Source organism: Idiomarina sp. 28-8 (genome assembly GCF_000320945.2).
Lineage (GTDB): Bacteria > Pseudomonadota > Gammaproteobacteria > Enterobacterales > Alteromonadaceae > Idiomarina > Idiomarina loihiensis.
The window spans coordinates 381,483-405,918 of the sequence record NZ_DF266789.1; the positions used below are offsets into that span (position 1 = coordinate 381,483).

Here is a 24,436-nt window from a genome sequence, read left to right on the forward strand (position 1 = left end):
GTTAGCGCTCCAGCGTTTGCGCTAAAATGCGCTCCACTAAGTCATTAAACTGTAAACCAGCAACTTTTGCCGCCATAGGTACCAGGCTTTTTTCTGTCATTCCCGGTACCGTATTTGCCTCTAACAAAAACCACTCACCCGCGTTATTGCGCATCACATCGATACGTCCCCAGCCACTACCTCCTATGGCCGCGAAAGCGCGTTCAGCCAACATTCGCAAACTTGCTTCGTCATCTTCACTTAGCCCTGCAGGACAGTGATACTGGGTATCATTTGCCTGATACTTGGCTTCAAAATCATAAAACTCATGTGGCGTTTGCAGTCGAATAACCGGTAATGCCTTACCTTCCAGTATGCCAATGGTATACTCCGCACCTTCAACCCACTGTTCGACCAAAAGGTCGTCGTCAAACTGTGCCGCATGCTGCAAGGCTAAAGCCAGGCTTCGCCCGTTATCGGCAATGCTCATACCTATAGAGGAGCCTTCACGTGCTGGTTTTACAATCACCCGGCCACCGAGCTCCTGCAACATAGCTTCCACGTTCACTTGCTCTATTTCAGCTTGCGTTACCACCCGCCAATTGGCGGTTGGCAGACCCAGTGAATGCCAAATTTGTTTACAACGCACTTTATCCATACCCAGCGCACAGCCCAGAACATCACTGCCGGTGTATGGCATTTCCAGTATTTGCAATGCCCCCTGCATGCTGCCATCTTCACCGCCGCGGCCATGCAAAGCGATAAATACGCGATCAAACTTTTGCTCCACAAGCTCCTGCAAGCTATGCGCCGCCGGGTCAAATGCGTGTGCATCGATGCCTTTCGCAACCAGGCCTTTTAATACCGCCATTCCGGATTTCAGCGAAACATCGCGCTCAGCCGACGTACCGCCCAGCATGACGGCCACTTTACCAAAGGCATTAGCTTTCATGACTCAACACCTCAGTTGCAATTCGCTTGGCCAATGCGCCGATATTTCCAGCGCCCTGCGTTAACAGCAAATCTCCCGGAGCAAGCACCGATTCAAGAACTTCCGGCATATCATCCACGGTTGCCACATAAACCGGGTCTATCTGCCCGCGCTGACGAATGGAACGACATAATGAGCGACTATCGGCACCGCTTACCGGCGTTTCCCCGGCACTGTAAACTTCCAGCATCAGTAATACGTCAACCTGCGACAGCACGTTAACGAAGTCTTCGTATAAATCCCGGGTGCGCGAATAACGGTGCGGTTGAAATGCCATTACCAAACGACGCTCAGGCCAACCTTCCCGCGCCGCCTGAATAGTGGCAGCAACTTCTGAAGGATGGTGACCATAATCATCAACCAGCATCACTTCACCCGGCTCTTTATTCGACTCTTTATCTGAGATGGCAAAGTTACCGTAATGCTGAAAACGACGGCCAATACCTTCAAATTTATTCAATGCTGACTTAATGGCTTCGTCGTTAATTCCTTCATCTGTTGCTACAGCTACTGCGGCCAGAGCATTCAACACATTGTGCTTACCCGGCAGATTAAGACACACGTCAAGTGGTTTCAGCCCTTTGCGTAAAATAGTAAAGCAGCTCTCACTGGCGGTTTGTTTATAATCTATTGCTCGTACATCAGCGGCTTCGCTAAAGCCGTAGGTCATGGTCTGACGGCCGAGTCGTGGTATTAGATCAGATACGACAGGGTCATCGACACACATAACAGCTAAACCGTAAAACGGCAGGTTATGCAAAAATTCAACATAGGTGTCCAGCAGCTTATTGAAATCACCTTCGTAGGTGTCCATATGGTCTGCTTCGATATTCGTCACTATCGCAACCATCGGTTGTAAATGCAGAAACGACGCATCGCTTTCATCGGCTTCTGCAATGAGGTACTTACTGTTACCTAAACGAGCATTCGAACCGGCACTATTGAGCAAACCACCAATAACAAAAGTGGGATCGCGATCGGCTTCGGCAAAAATACTCGCAACCAATGACGTGGTCGTTGTTTTGCCGTGTGTACCGGCTACCGCAATACCATGGCGAAAACGCATAAGCTCGGCCAGCATTTCTGCACGACGTACCACCGGCACCCGCAACTGGTGTGCAGCTACCAGCTCAGCGTTATCCGCTTTTATTGCACTGGATACCACAACCACACTGGCGCCTTCGATATTGTTGGCCATATGCCCCAGAATCACCGTCGCTCCAAGGCAACGTAAACGATCAGTATTGGCGTTTTCGGCAATATCCGAACCCGAAATCTGATAGCCCTGATTTAACAGAACCTCGGCAATACCGGCCATGCCTGCACCACCGATACCAACGAAATGGATTCGCTGTACCCGGCGCATTTCCGGGACGTTCACAATAGTAAATGGCTGTGCGTTGGTTGCGGTCATGCTAGTCATCGCTCTGTCTATATTCCATACATTCATTCACCAGTCGTTGCGTTGCCTCTGGCATCGCACACTGGCGAGCGAAACGCGCCATTGTCCACAGTTGTTGTCTGTCATGCAATAAACGTTTTAACTGTTGTTTCAATGCGCCTTCCACTACTTCAGTTTGCGGCAATAAAACTGCCGCACCACGGCTTTCTAAAACTTTCGCATTGGCGCTTTGGTGGTCATCCACAGCGTGTGGCAATGGCACCAGAATGGACGCTACGCCCATTACCGCCAACTCAGATATGGTTAATGCGCCAGCGCGACAAATAACCAAATCAGCATTTTTAAAAGCGTCGCCCATATCTTCAATAAATTCGGTGACTTTCAGCGTTTTAAGCACTGATGCACCTAAGTAAGCCTTTTCAGTTGTTGCCTCACGCTCAGCACCACATTGGTGCAGGACATTAAGTTCAACACCTTCTAATGCTTTGACGGCTTCCGGCACGGCTTCGTTCAATACCTGCGCACCTAAACTTCCGCCAACCACCAATATATTCAAGGCTCCGTCTGTACTTGATTTTTCTGTCTGTTCAGCCGCTTGTGCCAATAACCCCTTGCGCAGAGGGTTACCAACAACCGGGTACTGTTGCCATTGCGGGAGAGCAACCGGTAGCCCCAACATAACTTTGTTTGCTCTGGGGGCTAACAACCGGGTGGTCATGCCCGGTATGGCATTTTGTTCGTGCACCACTAAGGGGATGCCCAGCAGTTTCGCAGCTAACCCCATTGGGGCGCAGACATAGCCGCCAAAGGTTGCCACTACCTGTGGCTGTAGTGTTTTCAGCAAGCGTCGACATTGCAGCACGGCTTTCGCCAAAGTGAATGGCATGAACAGCTTTCTTTTCAGCCCATGACCGCGAACTCCAGTCATGCTAATGCTGTGTAAAGGGAAGTTAGCTGCCGGAATCACCCGACTTTCTAAACGACCTTCCTGCGTACCCAGCCAGTCAACTTGCCAGCCGTTGTCGCGCATTTGTTCTGCTACGGCTAAGGCCGGAAAAATATGACCACCGGTGCCGGCTGCTGCTATCAAAACTTTGTTCATTCGGCACCTCCGCGCGGTGCCACTTTGCGACCCAGCATCCGACGTTCATGGTCTATGCGTAACAACAGCCCAACGGCCAGAGCCGATATGATCAGGCTGTTACCACCGTAGCTCACCAAAGGCAGTGTCAGTCCCTTAGTTGGTAATGCACCGGACGCAACACCGATATTCACAAAGGCCTGGATACTAAACCAAATACCGATACCATAAGCCAGATAACCGCCGTAACGTTGCTCCTGCATTAAGCAGCGACGGCCAATAATTAAAGCTCGCCATACCAACATTAATACGGTTGCAATAACCGCCAGCACGCCAAGAAAACCTAGTTCCTCGGCAACAACAGCCATAATAAAGTCAGTATGTGCTTCGGGTAGGTATTGTAATTTTTGAATGCTATTACCCAAACCGGCGCCGCTAAAGTGGCCTTGCCCAAAGGCAATAAGCGACTGCATTAACTGATATCCGGCACCGAATGGGTCCTTCTCCGGTTCCAGGAAGGTGAGCAGACGCTGCATCCGGTAAGGCTCAACGATGATCAGTAAAATTAATGCCAGTACGCAGGTAATGAACACAGCAAAAAACTGCCACAATCTAGCGCCAGCTAAAAACAGCATGGCGACGGTTGTTGCCGACAAGACAACCACGGTTCCGAAATCCGGCTGCATTAATAAAAGCACTGCAGCAATAAACAACAGCGCCAGAGGTTTTATAAAGCCTTTAGTCGCTTCTCTGACTTCGTCTTCCCTGCGGGACAAATAACTGGCCATATAAATACAGAAGAAAAGTTTAGCGACCTCTGCCGCCTGAAAAGTAATTGGCCCGACTTTTATCCAGCGTTGTGCACCGTTAACTTCATATCCCACAACTAAAACCATTAACAGCATAATCAAGCCGAGCAACAACAACTTACCGCTCTGTTGATTCCAGCTATTCGCCGGTACCCGTAAAGTCGCCAGCATAACGGCTAAACTAATCAGAATATAAATGCCGTGACGAATGGCAAAATGGAACGGATTCCCCGTTAACCGGTCTGCCGTAGGTAAAGACGCAGACGTGACCATAACAAAGCCAAAAGCCAGCAACGCCATTGCCAGGGTAAACAGCATACGGTCGTACAGTGGCTGACTGGCTTTTGGTTGAAACCAGTTAATCAGCTTTTGCCAACGACTACCGACATCGGAAGCCGGTATCTCAAGATTTAACTGTTCTTCACGCACTGTTGACATAAAGCGCCTCCACTGCATGACGGAAACTGTCGCCCCGATGCTCGAAGTTCTGAAACTGATCGAAGCTCGCACACGCAGGCGATAACAGCACCATGTCGCCGGTTTGCACTAAAGATGCCGCTAGCTCCACGGCCTGCTGTAAACTTTTTACCTGCCGTGAACCGTTAAACAACTGACCAATGCGGGGACCATCTTCACCTATGGTTAAGAGAATATCGACCCGCTCCAGGGTCGACTGCAGCTCACGGAAGTCTGCTCCTTTGCCGACCCCACCCGCTATTAGCAGTAAACGCCCGTTTATCATTGGTCTCAGCCCCTCAACCGCGGCAGCAGTAGCACCGATATTTGTGGCTTTTGAATCGTTAACCCAGAGCACGCCCTCATTGTCACTGACTAATTCACAGCGGTGCGGCAGACCTTTAAACTCTTTTACCGCACGAACCGCAGCTTCAATATCAATATCTATTGCCTGACACAAAGCCAGAGCTGCCTGCACATTCACCAGGTTATGAATGCCCTGGAGTTGCAATTGATCTGCCCGCAGTACAACACTGCCATCGAAAGTCACGGCAACCGGCCCACTGACACGGTCGATATTTCCAGACAGCAAACCAAAGTGTTTGGGATGCGAGTCATTACCGAAGGTCATTAATTTTCCCGTAACCGGGTGTGGCCAGGTATCCTGCTGCTGACGGTTCAGTATCCAGGTTTTTGCATGAGTGAAAATGCGTTGCTTAGCTTTTACATATTCATCCAGAGTGCAGTAACGATCCATATGATCGGCACTAATATTCATAAGTGCCGCCGCTTTAAGTTTCAAGCTGGAAACTGATTCCAACTGAAAACTGGAAAGCTCCAGTATTACAGCATCGGGGTGCTGCTCCTGCAGCAGCAAGTCGAGTACTGGTACGCCTATATTGCCGGCTGCAGCCACATTTTTGCCGCATTGCTTAGCAACAAACTCGACCATGCGAGTTACTGTGGATTTTCCATTAGAGCCAGTTACCGCTACTATCGGCAATTTTGATTCTTGCGCAAACAGCTCAACATCACCAACAATCGGAATATCTGCATCACGCGCCAAAACGATTGGGTCTTCACGTAAATCGATACCCGGACTGGCAATAATTAAGTCGGCCGCCAGCGTGTCTTCTAATTCCCAATGCCGGTTAAGCAGTTCAGCATCTCCCAGTATTTGTTTTGCTTCTTCCAGGCCAGGAGGGTTTTCACGCGAATCAAAAACCTGAATTTTGATCTCGGCAAGCTTCTGATCCTGCTGCCGTTTATGTTGTAAATAGCGCAGCACAGACACCCCGGTCTTTCCAAGACCAAGGACAACAATGTGTTTTGTATTCTGCCAGGCTATTTTAGTCATTATTTTTTAACGCAACTTCAAGGTTGCGAGTCCTATCAGCACAAAAATGAGTGACAATATCCAGAAACGCACGATTACCCGCGGTTCTGGCCATCCTTTTAATTCGTAATGGTGATGAATTGGAGCCATTCGAAAAACTCGTTTGCCTCTCAATTTGTAGGAACCCACCTGCAGCATCACCGATAAGGTTTCCATAACAAACACACCACCCATAATGAACAGCACCAGCTCCTGCCGAACCAATATCGCGATAATGCCAAGTGCAGCACCTAAGGCCAGAGAACCCACGTCGCCCATAAATACAAGCGCAGGATAAGTATTGAACCAGAGAAATCCGAGACCCGCTCCAACAATAGCGGTGCACACGACCAACAATTCAGCGGTCAGTGGCAAATAAGGAATTTGCAGATATTCAGCAAAGTTCACATTGCCGGACACGTAGGCGAAAATACCCAGTGCAGCAGCCACCATAATGGTTGGCATAATGGCCAGACCGTCCAGGCCGTCAGTTAAATTGACGGCATTACTGGTGCCGACAATGACAAAATAGGCCATGAGCATATAGAGCATGCCCAACTGCGGCATAACGTCCTTAAAGAATGGAACGAGAAGAGCGGTTTCAGCGCCCTGAGTACTGCTCCAGTAGAGGTAAACGGCAGCCACACTGGCAATGACCGACTGCCAGAAATACTTCCATTTAGCGATTAGCCCCTTCGGATCTTTGCGTACAACTTTGCGATAATCATCGACAAAGCCGACAATACCAAAGCCGGTAATAACCATTAGAACGACCCAGACATAACGGTTATCTAAGTCAGCCCAGAGTAGTGAGGAACCCAGAACCGCTGCCAGTATCAATACGCCGCCCATAGTCGGCGTACCACTTTTTACTAAATGACTTTCCGGACCGTCGTCCCGTACCGTTTGCCCTATTTGCAAACGCTGCAAACGACGAATTAATGTTGGTCCTAACCACAACGACAAAACCAGTGCGGTCAAAACACTGAGTATTGCCCGCAAGGTTAAGTAGGAAAACACGTTAAACGCGCTTTCAAACTGGGTTAGGTACTCCGCCAACCAAACTAACATGCGTGCTTATCCTCTACGCTGCCACTGACCGCGACAGCCTGCTGTATTGCTGCAACAACGCGCTCCATATGTGCGGAGCGTGAGCCTTTAACCAGCACTGTGACAGGTTGCTTACCTGTCTGTTCTGTAAGTCTTTGTAAAACAGATTCAACCAGCGACTGTAAGCTACCGAAGTGCTTACCTCCGTGGCCGTTAAAGACCTCGCTGGCACTTTGACTGAGTACGCCCAGACTGTATAAGTTATCAATGCCAGTGCCGATAGCATGTTCACCAATATCTTCGTGATAAGCGCGCGCATCGGCACCTAACTCACCCATATCGCCCAATACAAAAATGCGATACCCCTGATAACTTCCCAGCAAATCCAGGGCAGCTTTAGTTGAGGCAACGCTGGCGTTATAGGTGTCATCAATAATACGTAAGTGGTCACTCACTTTTATCGTTGTCAAACGTCCCTGAGCCGGCTCGACCCTTTGCAGCCCAGTAACAATGTCATCCAGCGATATACCCAGCTCACTTGCCGCAGCAGCGGCTGAAAGCGCATTAAGCACGTTGTGACGACCGCTTAACTTCAGTTCAATACGCTTCGTTTCACCGCCCAAATGCAGAGTAAACGCAGGGTGTCCGTCACTGTTCAATACCACGTCACTTGCATAAACATCGGCGGAGTCGGTTAAACCAAAGCTCTTCCATTTCATGTCAGCACAGGCGCGTTCCCAGCAAGGATAAAACTCAGAATCGCGCGGGGTAATGGCCGTTCCCTGGCTACTCACTCCACGGAATATTTCAGTTTTAGCACGGGCAACCCCGTGTAAGCTTCCGAAACCTTCAACATGCGCTGCACTCACGTTATTCAATATGGCAACATCGGGTCTTACTAAGTCTGTGGTATAAGCAATTTCGCCCGGATGATTCGCACCCAGCTCTACTACCGCGTATTTATGCTTTTCCTCTAACCTTAATAAGGTCAGCGGAACACCTATATCGTTATTAAAGTTACCCTGTGTGGCCAATACCGGATGACGAATAGATAAGATGGCCGCCAGCATTTCTTTTACTGTGGTTTTACCGTTGCTGCCGGTGACAGCCACGGTTTTCGGCGCTACCTTCGCCTTAATAGCCGCACCTAAGCGCCCCAGCGCATGACGGCTGTTCTCGACAATAATCTGGCGGCACTCGCTATCCACTTTCTTTTCGCAAATAATTGCCGCGGCGCCTTTAGCTATAGCCTGTTCGACAAAGTCGTGGGCATCAAAATTCTTGCCTTTTAAGGCTATAAATAACGCGTCGGTTAAATCCGCTCTAGTGTCCGTGGACACCGCATCAATTGTACAATCAGAGCCAATCAGGCGGCCTTCCACCTGCTCCGCAATCCATTTCAGTGATACTGAGATCATGCGCAGTCTCCTTGCAGCCATTCACTGACTACCGCTCGTTCGTTATAGTCAATGCGTTGAGTACCAATAACCTGATAGTCTTCGTGTCCTTTACCGGCGAGTAATACAACGTCATCTTTTCCGGCTTCCTGCATTGCACGTATCACCGCCTCGCGGCGACCCGGCCAAACCTTAACCTGAGTTTTATCCGCAATGCCGGTCAAAATATCTTCAATAATTTGTTCCGCGGGTTCTGTCCGCGGGTTGTCATCGGTAACCACAACAACATCAGCGTAATCTGCCGCGACTTTACCCATTTGCGGACGCTTGCCACGGTCACGGTCACCGCCGCAGCCAAACACACACCACAAACGACCCTTGCAATGCAGGCGCAGCGCACTCAATACCTGATGCAGAGCGTCCGGTGTATGCGCGTAGTCAACCACCACCAGCGGCGACTGATTATTATGAAAGGCTTCCATCCGTCCGGGAACGGGCTGCAAACTGCCACAGGCTTTGCCGATATCCGCAAGAGGCTTATTCAGTTTCAGCAATACAGCAACCGCGCAGAGTAAGTTATAAACGTTGAAACGGCCCAACAATGGAGTTTCAACGACGCAGGATTCACCCTGCCAGTTTAAACTGAACACCGAGCCCTGCTCATGGAACTGAACACCAGTCGCCTGCAGGCATGGTTCGTTGGGGCTGGCATTAAGACTTACCCATAAATCGGCTAAATCATCCTGCTGCCACTGGCTTAACGTGTCGTCGTCGGCGTTAACCACTCGGTTTTGCACGCCAAAGTCAGCAAATAAACGTTGTTTTGCGGCCACGTAATTTTCCATGGTGCCGTGATAGTCGAGATGATCCCGACTAATATTGGTTATGGCGGCCGCCGCATAGTGTAAAGCCTCGACACGGCGCTGTATCAGTGCGTGTGAAGACACCTCCATAGCAACCAGTTCTGCGCCTTCAGCTAATAGCGTAGCCAGACGTTGTTGGACGGTAACGGCATCTGGTGTGGTATGACGCTCAGGTAATAAGCGACCAATAAGTCCACTTCCGGTTGTACCAATAACAGCCGCTTCCATACCCAGAGCTTTTGCCAACTGCGCCATAATGTGAGTAACCGACGTTTTACCATTGGTTCCGGTCACACCAACCAGGTTCATTTTCTCTGATGGATGGCCGAAAAAATTACCGGCGATGCGGGAGAGATGCTCACGAACGCCACTAAAACCGATAACGACCACGCCCCGGCGCTGTTCAACAGCCATTCCCGGAGCTTCAGCAATAATTGCTGCTGCACCAGCATCAATAGCTGCATCAATATAAGCGCGGCCATCGGTTTCATAGCCCGGAATAGCGACAAAAACATCGCCATTGGCTACTTGCCGACTATCGAGCTTTATACCGCTAACGATAACATCCGGAATGGAGAACGATGCTGGCAGCATTGTCAGCAACTCGGTAAGTTTCATCATTTATCACCCCCAAAGCCCGCAGCGTGCACCTGAGTGTCATCTACGTTGTCTGGCGGTATATTCAGTAAGCGCATGGTTTGCGATACAATTTTTGAAAACACTGGAGCTGCGGCCGTGCCGCCATAATAGTCGTCGGTACCCGGTTCGTTTATGGTTACAACCACAACCACTTTGGGGTCGCTAACCGGAGCTATTCCGGCAAAGAGTGCTACGTATTCGTCACCGTAGCCGCCTGTTGCTTTGGTTTTTCGGGTTGTCCCCGTTTTACCTGCAATACGGTAGCCAGGAACCTGCGCCGCTTTAGCGGTACCATCACGCACCACCGTTTCCATCATATGCATAACCGCCCGGGTATTGTCCGGATTAAACACTTGCTCTGCCGGTAACGGTGATTCCTGTCGGAAAATAGTCAGCGGCCGTTTTTTCCCACCATTAGCGATAATGCTGTAAGCATTAGCCAGTTGCAGCGTTGTTGCCGACAAACCATAGCCATAAGCAAGAGTTGCTGTTTCAAAATCTGACCAGCGTCTTCTGTCACCCAGTATGCCAATGCTCTCACCTAACAAGGCAATACCCGTGTCGTTTCCAAAGCCAGCGTCGGCATAGGTTTGCAATAAAGGGTCAATGCCTAAATCCAGTGCGATTTTTGTGACGCCCACGTTCGAAGAATGTTCCAGCACCTCAGCCAGTGACAGTTCGCCATAGTTCCGAGGGTCACTCACCCGGCGTCCACCAATTCTGAGCCAGCCCGGACTGGTATCAATGGTATCGCCGGCTTTATGCCGTCCGTTCTCAAGCGCACTCAGAACGACCAGCGGCTTCATTGTAGAGCCAGGTTCATAGCTGTCGGTTACCGCCCGGTTACGCATGCGGAAAGACTGTAGCTCGGAACGGTTGTTAGGGTTGAAAGACGGGCTATTGACCATAGCCAGCACTTCACCGGTTTCGACATTCAGCACTACCGCCGAACCCGAAGTTGCCTGATTGTAGCGCACGGCTTTTTTCAATTCGGTGTAAGCAGTTGCCTGAACACGTTGGTCGATACTCAGTGTCAGCTGTTTTGGTTGTTGTGCATCTGTCTGGCTAATTTCTTCAACAACCCGTCCTTCTGCGTCCTTGCGATAAACTCGTTTACCCGGCGTACCGGTTAAATGCTCGTCGTACAGAAGCTCCAGGCCTTCCTGCCCAGCGCCGTCAATGTCGGTTAAACCGATTAAGTGAGAACTGATCTCACCGGTAGGATAATAACGGCGTGACTCTGTTTTTAAATACACACCGGGAATTTTCAACTGCTTCACATAATCCGCTTCTGATGGCGTCACTTTGCGTTGCAGATAAACGAAACGTTTTGACGGGTCGTCCACTTTACTGACCAGCTCGTTACGGTTCATGCGAAAAGTTTCAGCCAGGGCCTGCCAGCGACGTTCGTCAGCTAAAGCCTCGCGCTCGGCGATACGTTTGGGATCGGCCCATACGGTTTCTACCGGGACGCTAACCGCAAGTTCTCTTCCGTTACGATCAACAATAGTGCCTCGCTGAACCGCGACGCTGGATGCCCTTAAACTGCGCATATCGCCTTGCAGCGAAAAAGCATCGGGACTTATGACCTGGATATAGGCTGCGCGTGCAATTAACACAGAAAACACACCGAACAGTAAGAATACTGCGGTGTAAAAGCGCCAACGAGTACCGACTGGCTCTGTGCGTTTATTGCGACGATTCACTGCCATGAAACCAACACCTCCTGCTCTGGCTCAACGTCCCGCATGCCCAGTTGTTCCTGCGCAATACGTTCAACCCGGCTGTGTTCAGTCAGCGCGTTTTGCTCCACCACAAGGTGTCGCCACTCTCTATCCAGAGTATCCCGGTGCGATAATAAATCATCACGTTCGCCAGTTAACTGGCGGTTCAAATGGGCGGTATAGACAATGCTTAACGCGTTGCCGATAACCACCACACTCAGAAGTAAAACCCATTTATGCTGCAACAAATCCTGCAGCAACATTTTCATCAGACTGGGGTAGCGCCGCTTAGTCATTGCGAACCCTCCTTGCTATACGCAACACAGAGCTGCGCGAACGAGGATTAACCTGCACTTCCGCTTTACCCGGCTTAATTGCTTTACCAACTTTCTCCAGCGCTTTATCTTTATTGCGCTCGGCTTCAGTTACCGGCAAGCCAGGAGGTAATTGCTTTCCTTCGCTATGTTTGCGAATAAAACGTTTTACTAAACGGTCTTCCAGACTATGGAAACTAATAACCACCAGTCGCCCATCTTCTTTCAGACCAGACAGCGAAGCGTCCAGCGCCTGTTCAATTTGTTCCAGTTCGCGGTTAATGTGAATGCGGATGGCCTGAAAGGTTCGTGTTGCCGGGTGTTTATGCTTTTCTTTTACCGGACTCACGCGGGCAATCATTTCAGCCAGTTCTTTAGTGCGGGTAAACGGCTTTTTCTCGCGATCCATAACAATGGCACTGGCGATACGGCGGGCAAAACGCTCTTCTCCGTATTCTCTCAGAACCCAGCTAATATCGTCCTTTTCTGCGCGATTAAGCCACTCGGCTGCGGTTTCTCCACTGGTGGTGTTCATCCGCATATCCAAAGGACCGTCCCGCATAAAGCTAAAGCCACGCTCAGCGTCATCTAATTGTGGGGAAGATACGCCAAGGTCAAATAGAATTCCGGTCACTTGCTGGTTCAACTGCAAGTCATCAAGTACCTGTTGCAGGTTTGAGAAAGGGGTGTGGATAATTTGAAAACGGGGGTCATCAGCAAATGCTGCAGCCGCAGCAATAGCCTCAGGATCCTGATCCAGGGCAATAACGCGGGCGTCGTCACCTAACTGGTTGAGCAGAGCACGCGTGTGTCCGCCGCGACCAAATGTGGCGTCGATGTATGTGCCTTGCGGATCAGTCGCTAATGCTTCTATCGACTCTTCCAGTAGCACCGAAACGTGTTGCGGTGACGTTGTAATCATTATAATGAAAAGTCTTCTAGTCGTTCGTTAAGAGTAAAGTCACCTTCGCGTTCAACATCCATGTCCTGCGCCACTTGTTCGTGCCAGGCGTCTTCATTCCAAACTTCAAATTTATTCAGCTGCCCGACAAGCATCAGTTTTTTCTCTAAACCGGCGTGTTGTCTCAACGGAGCTGACAGGAGCAAACGACCATTTTTATCCATTTCACAGTCGTCGGCGTGGCCTAAAAGAAGTCGCTGTAAGCGACGTTCTGCAGGGTTCATACTGGATAATCGAGTAAGCTTTTGTTCGATGATTTGCCACTCGGGAAGCGGGTACAGCAACAGGCACGGTTGCTTAATATCAATCGTGCAGACCATTTTGCCTTCACAGTCTAATGACAACGCATGACGGTATTTAGCCGGTATGGCTAACCGTCCTTTGCTATCCAGACTTAATGTTGTTGCACCTCGGAACATGATCCCACCTGATCATTGCGATCCACTATTATCCACAAATCCCCACAATGTTACAGTCTAGGTGTCTCTCTTTCCCACTGTCAAGAAAAAACCTCTCTATTTGTCAGGCCTTGACGGTAAATTTACATTAAGCGGTTGATGCAACGCGTAAAATTATTTTTCCGTTAGAGCTCGTATAATTTTTGTGCGATACTCATTTCAGTTTTGGTGGGCAACGGTAATTAATGAAACGCTACTTATTCGTTATTTTCATCAGCTTCTGCATTCTGGTAACGGGCGTTATCTGGTTTGCTGAAAACCAGCATTCACAGGTAGTAGAGTCACGCAAGCGGGTAGCTACCGAGCGCTTAGGTAAACTTCGCGCCGCGCTGGAAGGTCAGATCAATTCGTCGTTAGTTACGGCTCGTGCACTACAGGCCGAAATTAAGCTCTCACCAGACATTTCTCCTGAACGTTACCGGCTGTTAATGCAGGAGCTTATTGATAGCGATGTTCCGGTACGGCACGTAGCGTTAGCACCTAATTTGATCATTGAGTTTGTTTACCCTCTGGCTCCAAATAAAGCTGCTCTGGGTTTTGACTACCGCACATCTCCACAGCAATTCGAAAGCGTTCAGGAAGCTATTCAGAAAAAGCAAATTGTTATCGATGGCCCGGTCAACTTAATACAAGGAGGCTGGGCGTTAATTGCCAGAGCTCCGGTTTTTATCAATGACAATAAGCTGTGGGGCATGATTGCCGTGGTCATTGATATAGGAGACTTAATTGCCAGCAGCGGCCTGGACTCCGTCAACGACTACCTTTTCGCGTTAAAGAAAGAAAACGGCAATGGCGACCACCTGTTTGACTTCGGCGATGCTTCACTCTGGCAGCAAGATTACGTCGCCATTGAAGTGGCGGTTTCAACCGGCAAGTGGATACTGGCTCTGGCTCCAAAAAATGCAGTTTGGGCCCATCGCGGCAGCATTTATTGGATCATTATTGTGGCCGGACTGCTGTTGTCCTTTTTAATGACCGCCTTTATGTACAATTTGGTGACGGCGCAAAGCCGACTGCGCTCGGCGCTTGTTACTATTGACCACCAGGCGCATTTTGATTCGATTACTGATTTACCGAATCGTCGGGCTTTTGTCGACTACCTTGATCAACTTACCCAGAAAGGCAGGGAACAACACTTTGCCATTCTATTCATCGACCTTGACCACTTTAAAGAAGTTAACGATAACCTTGGTCACGATGCTGGCGACGAACTGTTAGTTTCAGTTTCTGACCGTTTACGAAACCAACTAAGGGGTTCCGACTTCATTGCCCGTATTGGTGGTGATGAATTTGTTGTCGTTATTAACCGTTTTACGTCGCATCAAATAATTAATGACCTTGCCAGCCAAATTAACCGGCAGTTAAGTGAACCTTTCAACTTACGCCAGAACCAAATTCAAACCACCTGCAGCATAGGTATTGCGCTTTACCCTGACGACGGCATCAAAGCCTCTGAACTATTAAAAAATGCCGATCTTGCCATGTACGCAGCAAAAACGGCTGGGCGACGCACTCATTACTTTTTTAACGACGAATTAAGAGAGCAAACTGAACGCCAAAACGCCATTCATAAACGTATGCGTGAAGGCCTTAAGCGGCATGAGTTTTATTTGGTTTATCAACCCATCATTGATTTCAGCACAGGTAAAATTAGTAAATGCGAAGCTTTTTTGCGCTGGCAGGATGAAGACGGAAACATGATTTCCCCGGCTGAATTCATTCCGGTTGCTGAACGTACCGGGCTTATTCATGAACTAGGGCAGTTTGTTCTGGAGCAAGCTTGCGTTGACTGGGCTGTCGTACACAAGTCTGGTTACCCCATTGAGGTCTCAATTAATCGCTCCGAACGTGAACTTAATGATATGGAGTCGGCCAAACGATGGCTGTCCTGCATCAGTCAGCATGGAATACCTAATACCAGCATAACCTTTGAAATTACCGAGTCACTGTTAATGAGCAATAAACAGCGGCAATTACAAATTTTACATTATTTGCGGTCTCAGGGAGTGCAGTTAGCAATCGACGATTTTGGTACCGGCTATTCCAGTATTAATTACCTGCAACGGTATCCTGTCGATTATATAAAAATAGATCGTAGTTTTTTAAGTCAGGCACCTCAAAATAAGGTGCAGGTAGCACTGCTGGATGCGTTGTTACAGGTAGCCAGAGCTTTGGATATTAACGTTATTGCCGAGGGCGTTGAAACCCGGCAACAGTGGGAATTACTGCAGCGACAGAGATGCGATTTTGCACAGGGCTATTTTATTAGTGAGCCATTGCCGCTTAATGAATTATTGAAGTTTCTAAAAGACTGGCAGTTTTAAAACCCTAAAAAGGTGGAGAGCCGGCCGATAAGCCGGGTTCTGTCGTGGACAATCATTCATCTAGTGATCAGGTTGCCCTGACCCTCAAGCAGTCTACCCGGGTTCAACGCGGGCCGCGCCAAAGAACCCCTATTTGACCTTGCTCCGGGTGGAGTTTACCGTGCCACAAACTGTTACCAGTTGCGCGGTGCGCTCTTACCGCACCCTTTCACCCTTACCTGTGCTGCAAGCAGCCATCGGCGGTTTACTCTCTGCTGCACTAGTCGTCGGCTTACACCGCCCAGGCGTTACCTGGCACCCTGCCCTATGGAGCCCGGACTTTCCTCCCCCTGTAAACAGGCGGCGATTGTCTGGCCAGCTCTCCGCGGGGGATTCTACGCTGCAGCAGGCATTAACTCAATCTTTGTTTCACTCATTATTTTTATTCTCAAGCGCCCACTGGTAGAGTTCATTTTTCCGTTCATCGTGAATTTTTGCGGTCATAGCTGCCGCCTTTTTTAACGGCAACTCTTCTAGTAGCAGCAGTAACGTGCGCTTAGCCGCTTCTCCCGGACCGTCACGAACATCCGTTTCCGTCTGTGCAGGTGCTATTAGCAAAACCATTTCACCGCGCTGTTGGTTTGTATCGTCGGTTAAAGCCTGCAACAATTCAGCCGCAGTGCCATTTAAGTATGTCTCAAACTGCTTAGTCAACTCGCGCGCAAGCACTATCTGCCGGCCACTGCCTAAAACCACGTTCATATCAGTCAGCGTATGTAAAATTCGGTGAGGGCTTTCATACACAACAACAGTCCGGGTTTCGGTCTTCAGAGCCTCCAGCTTTGCACGACGTTGCTGGGGCTTTGATGGCAAAAAGCCTTCAAAAGCAAACCGGTCTGTTGGTAACCCGGCTGCAGACAGAGCAACCGTAACAGCGCAGGCACCGGGTAACGCAATAACCTTCAGCCCGCGTTCCCTGCAACGATGCACCAAAACATAACCAGGATCATTGATGAGTGGCGTACCTGCATCACTGACTAACGCCAGCGACTCACCTTGCAGCAAACGCTCGATAACCGCGTCCACACGCTGTGTCTCATTATGTTCGTGCAGGGCGAATACGTCATTCTGTATGCCATAATGCTGCATGAGTTTGCGCGTGTGTCTTGTATCTTCCGCAGCAATGGCTGCAACTTCCGCCAATGTCTTAACTGCTCTTTCCGTTATATCGCCTAAATTGCCGATAGGTGTCGGCACAATATAAAGAATGCCCTGCTCTGCCATAATCAGTCTCTGTTTGTTTCCAACGTCAATGCCGTTTATAGTATCACCGAACAGGCACCAAAGCGGAACCTTACAGTGTTTAGAACTCATTCATTTGTACTTTTAGCTCTAATGGCATTACTGGTATTAACCCAGTGTACCTCGGCACCTGACCGATCAGCAGATAAACCGGCAAAGACGGTCGATGTTGCTGACCAGGAATTAAGCTTAAAAGAAGAAAAATCAGCCCGGGACTGGTTACAGGAAGCCGCTGCTGCAAAAAATGAAGTTGAGCAACACTCCGCTTTAATACGAGCCGCTAATGCTTTTCAAAGTGAGCAACAATGGCAACAAGCGGCCGCTATTCTTTCGCAGTTAAGAGCTCAAAAAATTACTCGTCACAGTCAAAAATATTACCGCCTTGCAAAAGCACGTTGGGCCGCAGAGCAGCAAATTTGGTCAAAGGTGATAGAAGAACTGGAAGATGTCGCCACTCAGTTTAATCAAAGAGAATTTCGCGCTCTTAGTCTGCAACTACTTTCTCAGGCGGCTTATCAGCAACACGACTACTGGCAGTCGCTGGTGTGGCAGGTTGATGCTCAGCGCTTTGCAGAACAACCCAATACAGATACAGTCTGGTCTATAGCCCGTCGGATTAAACGAGAAGAGCTTCCGCAACAGCGCCCTAACGACTTAGCCCTCGCAGGTTGGTGGCGACTGGTGGATTATCATCATCAGGCAATGACCTCACCGGATAGCCTGGAATCTTACTTAAATCAATGGCAGCAAAGCTTTCCAGACCACGATGCTGCGGCACTGGTCGACATCTGGCTTGAACCATCATTAAAGCCGTCAGAAGATGCACCGGAAACCGGGCAGGCATCTCCGGAACCGACCCTCGCGGTGTTATTACCATTATCCGGCCGCTACAAGCAACAAGGCCAGGCAGTGCGTGACGGAGTTATCGCCCGCACCGGTGAAATAAAAAATTTAAGAGTTGTTTTCATCGACAGCGAAACGGGCGATATTGAGTCTCAACAAAAACAAATACAGGAGCTAAGCCCGGTTGGAATTATTGGCCCACTGTTAAAGGACAAAGTAGCGGCCTGGGCGGAGCAACCTCTTGCCGGGATTCCTCAGGTTTACCTTAATCAGATAGACGATGAGAAATTAGCCCCAAACTCATTGACCAATGTGTTTTTCGCATTAAGCCCAGACAGCGAAGCGCATCAAGCCGCGCAACAAATTAACACACAGTTCCCCGAATCGAAGAGTGCACTGATAATTACCGCTGATGGCTCCAGTGGCCGCAGAATGGTTGATGCCTTTAAGTCAAGCTGGAACAATAACGAGGCAGGAGAACCCAGGGTTTCTTACTTCTCTGAACGCGAAGATATGAAAGCCACAGTGGAGCGTTCACTGGGTTTAACTGACAGTCAGCAACGTATCCGCGCGGTTAAGATTGCAGCAGGGAAAATTATTGTCGATGAGCAGGAACGCAGCCGACGCGACATTAGTGCTATTTATCTGCCGGGTAATCTACAACAGACACGTCTGTTAAAACCTTTTATTGATGTCAGCGTTTCCCCGTTTGCAGAACCTATTCAGGTCTATGCCAGCTCTGCTACCCATGAACTCAGAAATCGTTTAGGCGACTCCGATCTTAACGGTATCGTTTTTTCAGATATTCCCTGGCTAATTGAGAATTCGGGGAAAAATATACTGTTAAGTCAGTGGCTTGAGCTACGAAATGGTTGGGGGCTGTCGCTGGCACGTTTAACCGCTATGGGTTACGACAGCGTATCCTTGATCCAACGACTGCAAATGATGAATCGCATGCCAGGGTTGGTCTGGTCCGGCCTAAGTGGCGAACTCCATATTGATAACTCAGTTGTTCAGCGGAAGCTTATTTGGGCTACCTTTAGTAAAGGAGAAATCACCTTAGCTAAGGAAGCAGACAATGCAGGAAGTCGTTACCGGTAAGCGCGCTGAATTACTCTCAGCCGAGTTTCTGAAGAAAAATAACCTTACAATTATTTGCAAAAATTACCGTATTGACGGCGGTGAAATTGATATCATTGCCCGGGATAGGCATTACTGGGTATTTTGCGAGGTGAAATTCCGCGACGATGAAAGCTTTGCATCGGTTATAGAGCAGGTTCAGCCGCAGCAATGCCGCCGGGTTAGACACACGGCTCGTCACTATTTACTCAGTAATAATATCGATGAACATACTGCAGCTATACGTTTCGACGTAATTGCAATAGTGGGTCAGCCAACAAAAATTGAATGGTTTAAGGACGCATTCTGACTATGAATGACGAGTTAATTAAGGCGCTTTTTACAGAAAGCATACAGACACAAATTTCAGCGGTAGAGAGTCTTACCGACGAAATGGCCACAACAGTTGAACTGTTAGTTGCTAACCTGTTGAATGGCCAACGTGTCTTCTGCTGTGGCGACCGCACGACGAGCATCGTTGCAGAACACTTTGCTAACCTCATGACCGAAGGTATGAAATTAGAACGTCCTCCTTTTCCGGTACTGGCATTGACTCTTGGCAAGCAGAAGCAGCTTGCAGCCCTCGGCCAGGCAGGTGATATTTTACTGGTCATAGCGGATAACCAGGGAAATGAGGAGCTGGCATCCGTTATGGAAACCGCTATTAGCCGGGATATGCTTATTATTGCTTTAACCGGCGAGGGTAACGACTCTGTTTCGGGACTGTTGGGCGCTAACGATATCGAATTAAGAGCCCCAAGTTTAAATCCGGCTCGTATACTAGAAACTCAGCTGTTTATTGTCCATGGCTTATGTGAACAAATTGAAAACACGATCTTTCCGCAGGAGCACTGAAGCATATGACGTTATCTAAAACCGCTTTACCCATCGTTTTTATCAGTTTATTAAGTTTACAGGGCTGCGCTGCAGTAGCCGTAGGAGCAGCCGCGGTGGGAGTATCTTCAGCCACCGACCCCCGTACCATTGGAACACAGATAGATGATCAAACTATCGAACTGAAAGCCAACGCTAAGCTGGGAAATGATGAGCAACTTGATGATTCTCGAGTCGTTGCCGTCAGCTACGATACCAATGTTCTTTTAGTTGGCCAGGTTCCGAGCGAGGCTCTGAAAAGAAGAGCTGAAGACGTTATCAAAGACACTAACGGCATCAATAAAATTTTTAACCAGTTGCGTATTGGATCTAAAGCATCCGCTGCTGTACGCGCTGGAGACAGCTGGATAACCAGCAAAGTTAAGCTTAAGTTTGCTAACAATAAGTCTATAGATGCGACTAATATCAAAGTAGTGACGGAAAATGCTGAGGTTTTTTTGCTGGGCCATGTAAGCCAGGCTGAGGCAGATGCTGCAGTAGAGGTAGCACGAAATGTAGATGGCGTTGAGCGAGTAATTAAAGCACTAACCATTAAGCGTTAGTGCTTTTGATTTTTACTTAACAACTTTCAGGTTAGGCTTTTTCTTAGCTGGTTTATGTTCAGCTTCATCGCTGACCGGCTCTTCGTCCTCAAGCTCGGGCATTTTATCCAGTTCGGGCTCGGCCTCAAACATCGCTCCGGCACCGTTCTCACGGGCATAGATAGCTAAAGCCGCCGTCATGGGCACAATCACCTGCATTGGCTGTCCACCAAAGCGCGCGTTAAAGCGAACTTCATGGTCAGCCAGTTGCAGCCCCTGAACCGCTGTTGGCGAAATGTTTAGTACAATTTGTCCTTCACTAACAAAGTTCTGAGGCACAACAGTGCCAACAATAGTAGCATCAACCACTAAGTGCGGTGTCAGGTCGTTATCAACTATCCACTCGTATAGTGCACGCAGCAGATAAGGTCTTTTCGGCGTCATAGTAAAACTCCTCGACGTCGATGAAATTAATTACGCGCGAGTTCTTTCTCTTCATCTGTTAAAGAGTCCTGGAACGTTTTGCGTTCAAACAAACGTACCATATATTGCTTTATTTCTTTTGCGCCCTGACCTTCTAAATCAATGCCGTAGGCAGGCAGACGCCAAAGCAAAGGAGCCAGATAACAGTCAACCAGACTGAACTCTTCACTCATAAAATACGGTGTATCAGCAAAAATAGGAGCCAGAGAAAGAATACCCTCTTTCAGTTCCTGTCTTGCCTGAGCGTCGCCTTTTTGAATCTTCTCAGCCAGGCTGTACCAATCGCGCTCAATTCGGTACATCATTAAACGACTGGTACCACGGGCAACCGGATAAACAGGCATTAACGGAGGATGCGGAAAACGCTCATCCAGATATTCCATAATAATTTGAGCGTTATAGAGCACAAGCTCACGATCAACCAGAGTCGGTTTAGCCTCTGGGTACGGATTAAGCTGTAACAAATCCTCCGGCGTACTCTCGTCGGTCACATACGTAATTTCGACACCAACACCTTTCTCAGCTAACACAAGACGTACCTGATGACTCTTTAAGTCATCCTTTCCTGAATACAACGTCATTACTGAGCGTTTATTTGCTGCAACAGCCATTCCTTTCTCCAGATAATATCAACGGCAAAAGGGTGGCAAGCCACCCTTTCTTAAGTCGTTGTCTAACAGACTGATAAGTCCCGATTATTTCAGGTCTTTCCAAAACTCTTTTTTCAGTAACCATGCCAAAATGGTGAATACCAGCAGGAAACCAAAAACAAACCAACCCGTGCGGCGTTGTTCTAGCAACATAGGTTCTCCGGTATAAACCAGAAAAGCAGTTAAGTCCAACATGGCTTGATCATATTCACTTTCGGATAAACGGCCACTGCCATCGGTTTCAATACCGACGTACATGTCTTTCATTTCACCGTCTACCATGCGTTCTTCGTAAGTCTTTTCAGGAAGCCCTTGAAGTTCTTGCAATACATGAGGCATTCCCACATTTGGGAACACCGCATTATTGACGCCGAAAGGACGGCTGTCATCTTTATAGAATGAACGTAAATAAGTATAAATCCAGTCCGCTCCGCGTACACGGGCTACGTTCGTTAGATCGGGTACCGCGGTACCAAACCAGTTCGCTGCTGATTCAGGATTCATATTATTGGTAATTCTGTCACCGGCTTTGTCGCCGGTAAACTGCAAGTTCTTTTCGCCTAACTCTTGCGGAATACCAAGATCCTCAAAAGTACGGTTATAACGATGGTACTGCAGTTGGTGGCAACCCAGACAGTAGTTCATGTATAACTGCGCGCCGCGCTGCAGTGAGGCTTTATCGTGTAAGTCGACTTCGGCCTTGTCCAAGAGAACTTCAGGGCCCGCCGCAAATACAAGCGACGGAACCAAAGTTATAAGAGCGATTAACAATTTTTTCATTTCGACGTCACCCTTTCTGGTACCGGTTTAGTCTTCTCGCGCTTACTGTAGAACCAAAGCAGCCCGAAGAATGCAAAGTACAGGAACGTAAATATCTGTGCGAATATTGTTGCAACAGGAGTTGCCGGTTGCGTTCCCAGATAACCCAGCACAACGAAACTGATGGCAAATACGCCGAGGTTTAGCTTATGCAACAGGCTACGATAGCGAATAGAACGTACTCGCCCACGGTCTAGCCAAGGCAACAGGGCCAGGAAGACAATAGCAGCGAACATCAAAATAACACCAAACAGCTTGTCAGGCACCGCACGTAAAATTGCATAGAACGGCGTGAAATACCATACAGGAGCAATGTGTTCCGGTGTTTTCAAGGGGTTCGCCGGCTCAAAGTTAGGCGGCTCAAGGAAAAAGCCTCCCATTTCCGGGTTGAAGAAAATAACGTAACAGAACAAGAACAAGAACACGCCGAACCCGAACAAATCCTTAATAATGTAGTAAGGGAAAAACGGAATAGAATCGACAATGTCTTTCTTGTTAGTAAAACGCTCGTGGAACTTAAACTTCGGCTTTTCTTCGTCTGGCACAGAGCCTTTCGGCTTCTTAGTATCGATACCGTCAGGGTTGTTCGAACCAACCTCATGCAAAGCGACAATGTGCAGGAACACCAAAATAACCAGTACTAGCGGCAAAGCAATAACGTGCAATGCGAAGAAGCGGTTTAGCGTCGCTCCGGAAATAACGTAATCACCACGTATCCATAAGGTTAAATCATCACCAATAACCGGTATGGCACCGAATAGTGAAATAATAACCTGTGCGCCCCAGTAAGACATTTGTCCCCAAGGCAGCAAGTAGCCCATAAAGGCTTCGGCCATCAGTACCAGGAAGATGAACATACCAAACAGCCAAATAAGCTCACGAGGCTTCTGGTAAGAACCGTACATCATACCGCGGAACATATGCAGATAAACGACAACGAAGAACGCAGAGGCACCGGTGGAGTGCATATAACGCAACAACCAGCCGTATTCGACATCACGCATGATGTATTCAACCGAGGCAAAGGCACCGTCGGCGCTTGGCACATAGTTCATGGTTAACCAGACACCAGTCAGTATTTGGTTAATTAATACGATGGTTGCCAAAAAGCCAAAAACATACCACATGTTAAAGTTTTTTGGAGCTGGATACTGCGCCAGGTGGATGTTCCAGGTTTTGGTCATGGGGATGCGGGCATCCATCCACTCTACAAATCGCTTAAACATTATGCTTGCCCCTTATCTTCACCCACCAAAATGGTGTTATCGTCGATAAAATAATGTGGCGGCACGACCAGGTTCAGTGGTGCAGGAACACCTTGGAATACGCGCCCTGCGACATCAAATTTAGAACCGTGGCATGGGCAGAAAAAGCCAGACTCAACGCCCTCAACGTGCTCCCCCATTCCGCTCGCAAGATAAGATGGAGAGCAACCAAGGTGGGTACAAATACCAACCGCAACGAAGAATTCTTCTTTAATTGAGCGATATTGATTTGCCGCATAAGGTGGCTGCTGCGGCTCTTGAGAATTCGGATCGCGAAGCCTACCTTCTATTTCACCCAACTCTTCAAGCATGTCCGGTGTACGGCGAACCACCCACACAGGCTTGCCACGCCATTTAACACGGACTAGCTGGCCAGGCTCAGCTTTGCGTATATTTACTTCTACGGGCGCTCCCGCGTTTTTTGCTTTCGCACTTGGGTTCCACGATGCTATGAAAGGAACGGCTACTGCTACCGCTCCTGCACCACCTACCACTGAGGTTGCGACAGTCAAAAAACGACGGCGGCCTTTATCTACAGGCGCATTGCTCATCCATCTATTCTCCAGTTTTGGACGCTCCACGATGCGTTGTCGCGAAGTCGGGAATTAGCTGCTGCTTTGTCCGCTGATGCGGATTACAGAAAATGCTTTGAGATGATAATGAAAAGACACACTTTTTACAAGCTTAATAGCCGCCCTTATTGGTCTATTTCCATTTATTTTTGACATAAAAAAACCC

The 24,436-nt window shown here is 48.6% G+C and carries 23 protein-coding genes and 1 other RNA gene; 5 read left to right on the forward strand and 19 right to left on the reverse strand.

Annotated features, from left to right (window positions below; translation table 11 throughout):
* Position 1 precedes the first annotated feature (1 nt).
* From RJ32_RS01905 to mraZ, 12 genes are read right to left on the reverse strand one after another with little or no spacing between them, the layout of a single operon-like run.
* Complete coding sequence (locus tag RJ32_RS01905; RefSeq protein ID WP_034818602.1) at positions 2-931, reverse strand: D-alanine--D-alanine ligase; 930 nt, start codon at positions 929-931, stop codon at positions 2-4.
* Positions 921-2,393, reverse strand: a complete 1,473-nt coding sequence (gene murC, locus RJ32_RS01910; protein WP_034818604.1) for a UDP-N-acetylmuramate--L-alanine ligase — start codon at positions 2,391-2,393, stop codon at positions 921-923. The genes RJ32_RS01905 and murC overlap by 11 nt, the downstream gene beginning before the upstream one ends.
* Positions 2,386-3,474 (reverse strand): undecaprenyldiphospho-muramoylpentapeptide beta-N-acetylglucosaminyltransferase, encoded by a 1,089-nt coding sequence (gene murG, locus RJ32_RS01915; protein ID WP_034818606.1) that lies wholly within the window; start codon positions 3,472-3,474, stop codon positions 2,386-2,388. The genes murC and murG overlap by 8 nt, the downstream gene beginning before the upstream one ends.
* The gene (gene ftsW, locus RJ32_RS01920; protein WP_011233696.1) at positions 3,471-4,700 is read right to left on the reverse strand and encodes a putative lipid II flippase FtsW; all 1,230 of its coding nucleotides are present in this window, start codon (positions 4,698-4,700) and stop codon (positions 3,471-3,473) included. Before ftsW ends, murG begins: the two co-directional genes overlap by 4 nt.
* Entirely contained in the window at positions 4,684-6,075 is a 1,392-nt protein-coding gene (gene murD / locus RJ32_RS01925) for a UDP-N-acetylmuramoyl-L-alanine--D-glutamate ligase (protein ID WP_034818610.1), read from the reverse strand. The genes ftsW and murD overlap by 17 nt, the downstream gene beginning before the upstream one ends.
* A gap of 6 nt (positions 6,076-6,081) precedes the next feature.
* The gene (gene mraY / locus RJ32_RS01930; RefSeq protein WP_034818612.1) at positions 6,082-7,164 is read right to left on the reverse strand and encodes a phospho-N-acetylmuramoyl-pentapeptide-transferase; all 1,083 of its coding nucleotides are present in this window, start codon (positions 7,162-7,164) and stop codon (positions 6,082-6,084) included.
* The gene (gene murF / locus RJ32_RS01935; protein ID WP_034818614.1) at positions 7,158-8,561 is read right to left on the reverse strand and encodes a UDP-N-acetylmuramoyl-tripeptide--D-alanyl-D-alanine ligase; all 1,404 of its coding nucleotides are present in this window, start codon (positions 8,559-8,561) and stop codon (positions 7,158-7,160) included. The genes mraY and murF overlap by 7 nt, the downstream gene beginning before the upstream one ends.
* Positions 8,558-10,024 (reverse strand): UDP-N-acetylmuramoyl-L-alanyl-D-glutamate--2,6-diaminopimelate ligase, encoded by a 1,467-nt coding sequence (gene murE, locus RJ32_RS01940; RefSeq protein ID WP_235598897.1) that lies wholly within the window; start codon positions 10,022-10,024, stop codon positions 8,558-8,560. The genes murF and murE overlap by 4 nt, the downstream gene beginning before the upstream one ends.
* The gene (locus RJ32_RS01945) at positions 10,021-11,754 is read right to left on the reverse strand and encodes a penicillin-binding protein 2 (RefSeq protein WP_034818616.1); all 1,734 of its coding nucleotides are present in this window, start codon (positions 11,752-11,754) and stop codon (positions 10,021-10,023) included. Before RJ32_RS01945 ends, murE begins: the two co-directional genes overlap by 4 nt.
* Complete coding sequence (gene ftsL / locus RJ32_RS01950; protein WP_034818618.1) at positions 11,745-12,062, reverse strand: cell division protein FtsL; 318 nt, start codon at positions 12,060-12,062, stop codon at positions 11,745-11,747. The genes RJ32_RS01945 and ftsL overlap by 10 nt, the downstream gene beginning before the upstream one ends.
* The gene (rsmH, locus tag RJ32_RS01955) at positions 12,055-13,002 is read right to left on the reverse strand and encodes a 16S rRNA (cytosine(1402)-N(4))-methyltransferase RsmH (RefSeq protein ID WP_034818620.1); all 948 of its coding nucleotides are present in this window, start codon (positions 13,000-13,002) and stop codon (positions 12,055-12,057) included. Before rsmH ends, ftsL begins: the two co-directional genes overlap by 8 nt.
* Entirely contained in the window at positions 13,002-13,460 is a 459-nt protein-coding gene (gene mraZ, locus RJ32_RS01960; protein WP_011233688.1) for a division/cell wall cluster transcriptional repressor MraZ, read from the reverse strand. Before mraZ ends, rsmH begins: the two co-directional genes overlap by 1 nt.
* 224 nt (positions 13,461-13,684) lie before the next feature.
* Between mraZ and RJ32_RS01965 the strand changes: the two genes are divergently transcribed.
* Entirely contained in the window at positions 13,685-15,823 is a 2,139-nt protein-coding gene (locus RJ32_RS01965; protein ID WP_034818623.1) for a bifunctional diguanylate cyclase/phosphodiesterase, read from the forward strand.
* Between the two features lie 12 nt (positions 15,824-15,835).
* Here RJ32_RS01965 and rnpB read toward each other — a convergent pair.
* Both rnpB and rsmI read right to left on the reverse strand, forming a co-directional pair.
* Positions 15,836-16,185: RNase P RNA component class A (gene rnpB / locus RJ32_RS01970), an RNA gene on the reverse strand.
* A 46-nt stretch (positions 16,186-16,231) separates the two neighbouring features.
* Positions 16,232-17,086 carry a 16S rRNA (cytidine(1402)-2'-O)-methyltransferase gene (gene rsmI / locus RJ32_RS01975; protein WP_034818626.1) on the reverse strand — a complete coding sequence of 285 codons (855 nt, stop codon included), beginning with the start codon at positions 17,084-17,086 and terminating at the stop codon, positions 16,232-16,234.
* A 75-nt stretch (positions 17,087-17,161) separates the two neighbouring features.
* Between rsmI and RJ32_RS01980 the strand changes: the two genes are divergently transcribed.
* The 4 genes from RJ32_RS01980 to dolP are packed head-to-tail and all read left to right on the forward strand — an operon-like array spanning position 17,162 to position 20,502.
* The gene (locus tag RJ32_RS01980) at positions 17,162-19,048 is read left to right on the forward strand and encodes a penicillin-binding protein activator (protein WP_034818628.1); all 1,887 of its coding nucleotides are present in this window, start codon (positions 17,162-17,164) and stop codon (positions 19,046-19,048) included.
* Positions 19,026-19,376, forward strand: a complete 351-nt coding sequence (locus RJ32_RS01985; RefSeq protein WP_034818631.1) for a YraN family protein — start codon at positions 19,026-19,028, stop codon at positions 19,374-19,376. The genes RJ32_RS01980 and RJ32_RS01985 overlap by 23 nt, the downstream gene beginning before the upstream one ends.
* Before the next feature lie 2 nt (positions 19,377-19,378).
* Complete coding sequence (locus RJ32_RS01990; RefSeq protein WP_034818633.1) at positions 19,379-19,921, forward strand: SIS domain-containing protein; 543 nt, start codon at positions 19,379-19,381, stop codon at positions 19,919-19,921.
* A gap of 5 nt (positions 19,922-19,926) precedes the next feature.
* On the forward strand, positions 19,927-20,502 hold the full coding sequence (dolP, locus tag RJ32_RS01995) for a division/outer membrane stress-associated lipid-binding lipoprotein (protein WP_034818636.1): 576 nt from the start codon (positions 19,927-19,929) through the stop codon (positions 20,500-20,502).
* Between the two features lie 12 nt (positions 20,503-20,514).
* On the opposite strand, the gene RJ32_RS02000 is transcribed toward dolP, so the two are convergent.
* The 5 genes from RJ32_RS02000 to petA form a co-directional block, all read right to left on the reverse strand.
* Positions 20,515-20,925 carry a ClpXP protease specificity-enhancing factor gene (locus tag RJ32_RS02000; protein WP_034818639.1) on the reverse strand — a complete coding sequence of 137 codons (411 nt, stop codon included), beginning with the start codon at positions 20,923-20,925 and terminating at the stop codon, positions 20,515-20,517.
* A 26-nt stretch (positions 20,926-20,951) separates the two neighbouring features.
* Positions 20,952-21,575, reverse strand: coding sequence for a stringent starvation protein SspA (gene sspA, locus RJ32_RS02005; protein WP_034818641.1), 624 nt, complete (start codon positions 21,573-21,575; stop codon positions 20,952-20,954).
* A gap of 84 nt (positions 21,576-21,659) precedes the next feature.
* Positions 21,660-22,394 (reverse strand): cytochrome c1, encoded by a 735-nt coding sequence (locus tag RJ32_RS02010; protein WP_034818644.1) that lies wholly within the window; start codon positions 22,392-22,394, stop codon positions 21,660-21,662.
* A complete protein-coding gene (locus RJ32_RS02015; RefSeq protein WP_034818647.1) occupies positions 22,391-23,659 on the reverse strand; it encodes a cytochrome bc complex cytochrome b subunit in 1,269 nt (422 codons plus the stop codon). The genes RJ32_RS02010 and RJ32_RS02015 overlap by 4 nt, the downstream gene beginning before the upstream one ends.
* Positions 23,659-24,249: a ubiquinol-cytochrome c reductase iron-sulfur subunit gene (gene petA / locus RJ32_RS02020; protein WP_011233677.1), complete on the reverse strand. Its 591-nt coding sequence runs from the start codon at positions 24,247-24,249 to the stop codon at positions 23,659-23,661. The genes RJ32_RS02015 and petA overlap by 1 nt, the downstream gene beginning before the upstream one ends.
* Positions 24,250-24,436: the final 187 nt, after the last annotated feature.

What these genes read in the sequence shown, in the direction of transcription:
- RJ32_RS01905 (WP_034818602.1), bottom strand. Translation starts at nt 931, where the DNA reads ATGAAAGCTAATGCCTTTGGTAAAGTGGCCGTCATGCTGGGCGGTACG.
- murC (WP_034818604.1), bottom strand. Translation starts at nt 2,393, where the DNA reads ATGACTAGCATGACCGCAACCAACGCACAGCCATTTACTATTGTGAAC.
- murG (WP_034818606.1), bottom strand. Translation starts at nt 3,474, where the DNA reads ATGAACAAAGTTTTGATAGCAGCAGCCGGCACCGGTGGTCATATTTTT.
- ftsW (WP_011233696.1), bottom strand. Translation starts at nt 4,700, where the DNA reads ATGTCAACAGTGCGTGAAGAACAGTTAAATCTTGAGATACCGGCTTCC.
- murD (WP_034818610.1), bottom strand. Translation starts at nt 6,075, where the DNA reads ATGACTAAAATAGCCTGGCAGAATACAAAACACATTGTTGTCCTTGGT.
- mraY (WP_034818612.1), bottom strand. Translation starts at nt 7,164, where the DNA reads ATGTTAGTTTGGTTGGCGGAGTACCTAACCCAGTTTGAAAGCGCGTTT.
- murF (WP_034818614.1), bottom strand. Translation starts at nt 8,561, where the DNA reads ATGATCTCAGTATCACTGAAATGGATTGCGGAGCAGGTGGAAGGCCGC.
- murE (WP_235598897.1), bottom strand. Translation starts at nt 10,024, where the DNA reads ATGATGAAACTTACCGAGTTGCTGACAATGCTGCCAGCATCGTTCTCC.
- RJ32_RS01945 (WP_034818616.1), bottom strand. Translation starts at nt 11,754, where the DNA reads ATGGCAGTGAATCGTCGCAATAAACGCACAGAGCCAGTCGGTACTCGT.
- ftsL (WP_034818618.1), bottom strand. Translation starts at nt 12,062, where the DNA reads ATGACTAAGCGGCGCTACCCCAGTCTGATGAAAATGTTGCTGCAGGAT.
- rsmH (WP_034818620.1), bottom strand. Translation starts at nt 13,002, where the DNA reads ATGATTACAACGTCACCGCAACACGTTTCGGTGCTACTGGAAGAGTCG.
- mraZ (WP_011233688.1), bottom strand. Translation starts at nt 13,460, where the DNA reads ATGTTCCGAGGTGCAACAACATTAAGTCTGGATAGCAAAGGACGGTTA.
- RJ32_RS01965 (WP_034818623.1), top strand. Translation starts at nt 13,685, where the DNA reads ATGAAACGCTACTTATTCGTTATTTTCATCAGCTTCTGCATTCTGGTA.
- rsmI (WP_034818626.1), bottom strand. Translation starts at nt 17,086, where the DNA reads ATGGCAGAGCAGGGCATTCTTTATATTGTGCCGACACCTATCGGCAAT.
- RJ32_RS01985 (WP_034818631.1), top strand. Translation starts at nt 19,026, where the DNA reads ATGCAGGAAGTCGTTACCGGTAAGCGCGCTGAATTACTCTCAGCCGAG.
- RJ32_RS01990 (WP_034818633.1), top strand. Translation starts at nt 19,379, where the DNA reads ATGAATGACGAGTTAATTAAGGCGCTTTTTACAGAAAGCATACAGACA.
- dolP (WP_034818636.1), top strand. Translation starts at nt 19,927, where the DNA reads ATGACGTTATCTAAAACCGCTTTACCCATCGTTTTTATCAGTTTATTA.
- RJ32_RS02000 (WP_034818639.1), bottom strand. Translation starts at nt 20,925, where the DNA reads ATGACGCCGAAAAGACCTTATCTGCTGCGTGCACTATACGAGTGGATA.
- sspA (WP_034818641.1), bottom strand. Translation starts at nt 21,575, where the DNA reads ATGGCTGTTGCAGCAAATAAACGCTCAGTAATGACGTTGTATTCAGGA.
- RJ32_RS02010 (WP_034818644.1), bottom strand. Translation starts at nt 22,394, where the DNA reads ATGAAAAAATTGTTAATCGCTCTTATAACTTTGGTTCCGTCGCTTGTA.
- RJ32_RS02015 (WP_034818647.1), bottom strand. Translation starts at nt 23,659, where the DNA reads ATGTTTAAGCGATTTGTAGAGTGGATGGATGCCCGCATCCCCATGACC.
- petA (WP_011233677.1), bottom strand. Translation starts at nt 24,249, where the DNA reads ATGAGCAATGCGCCTGTAGATAAAGGCCGCCGTCGTTTTTTGACTGTC.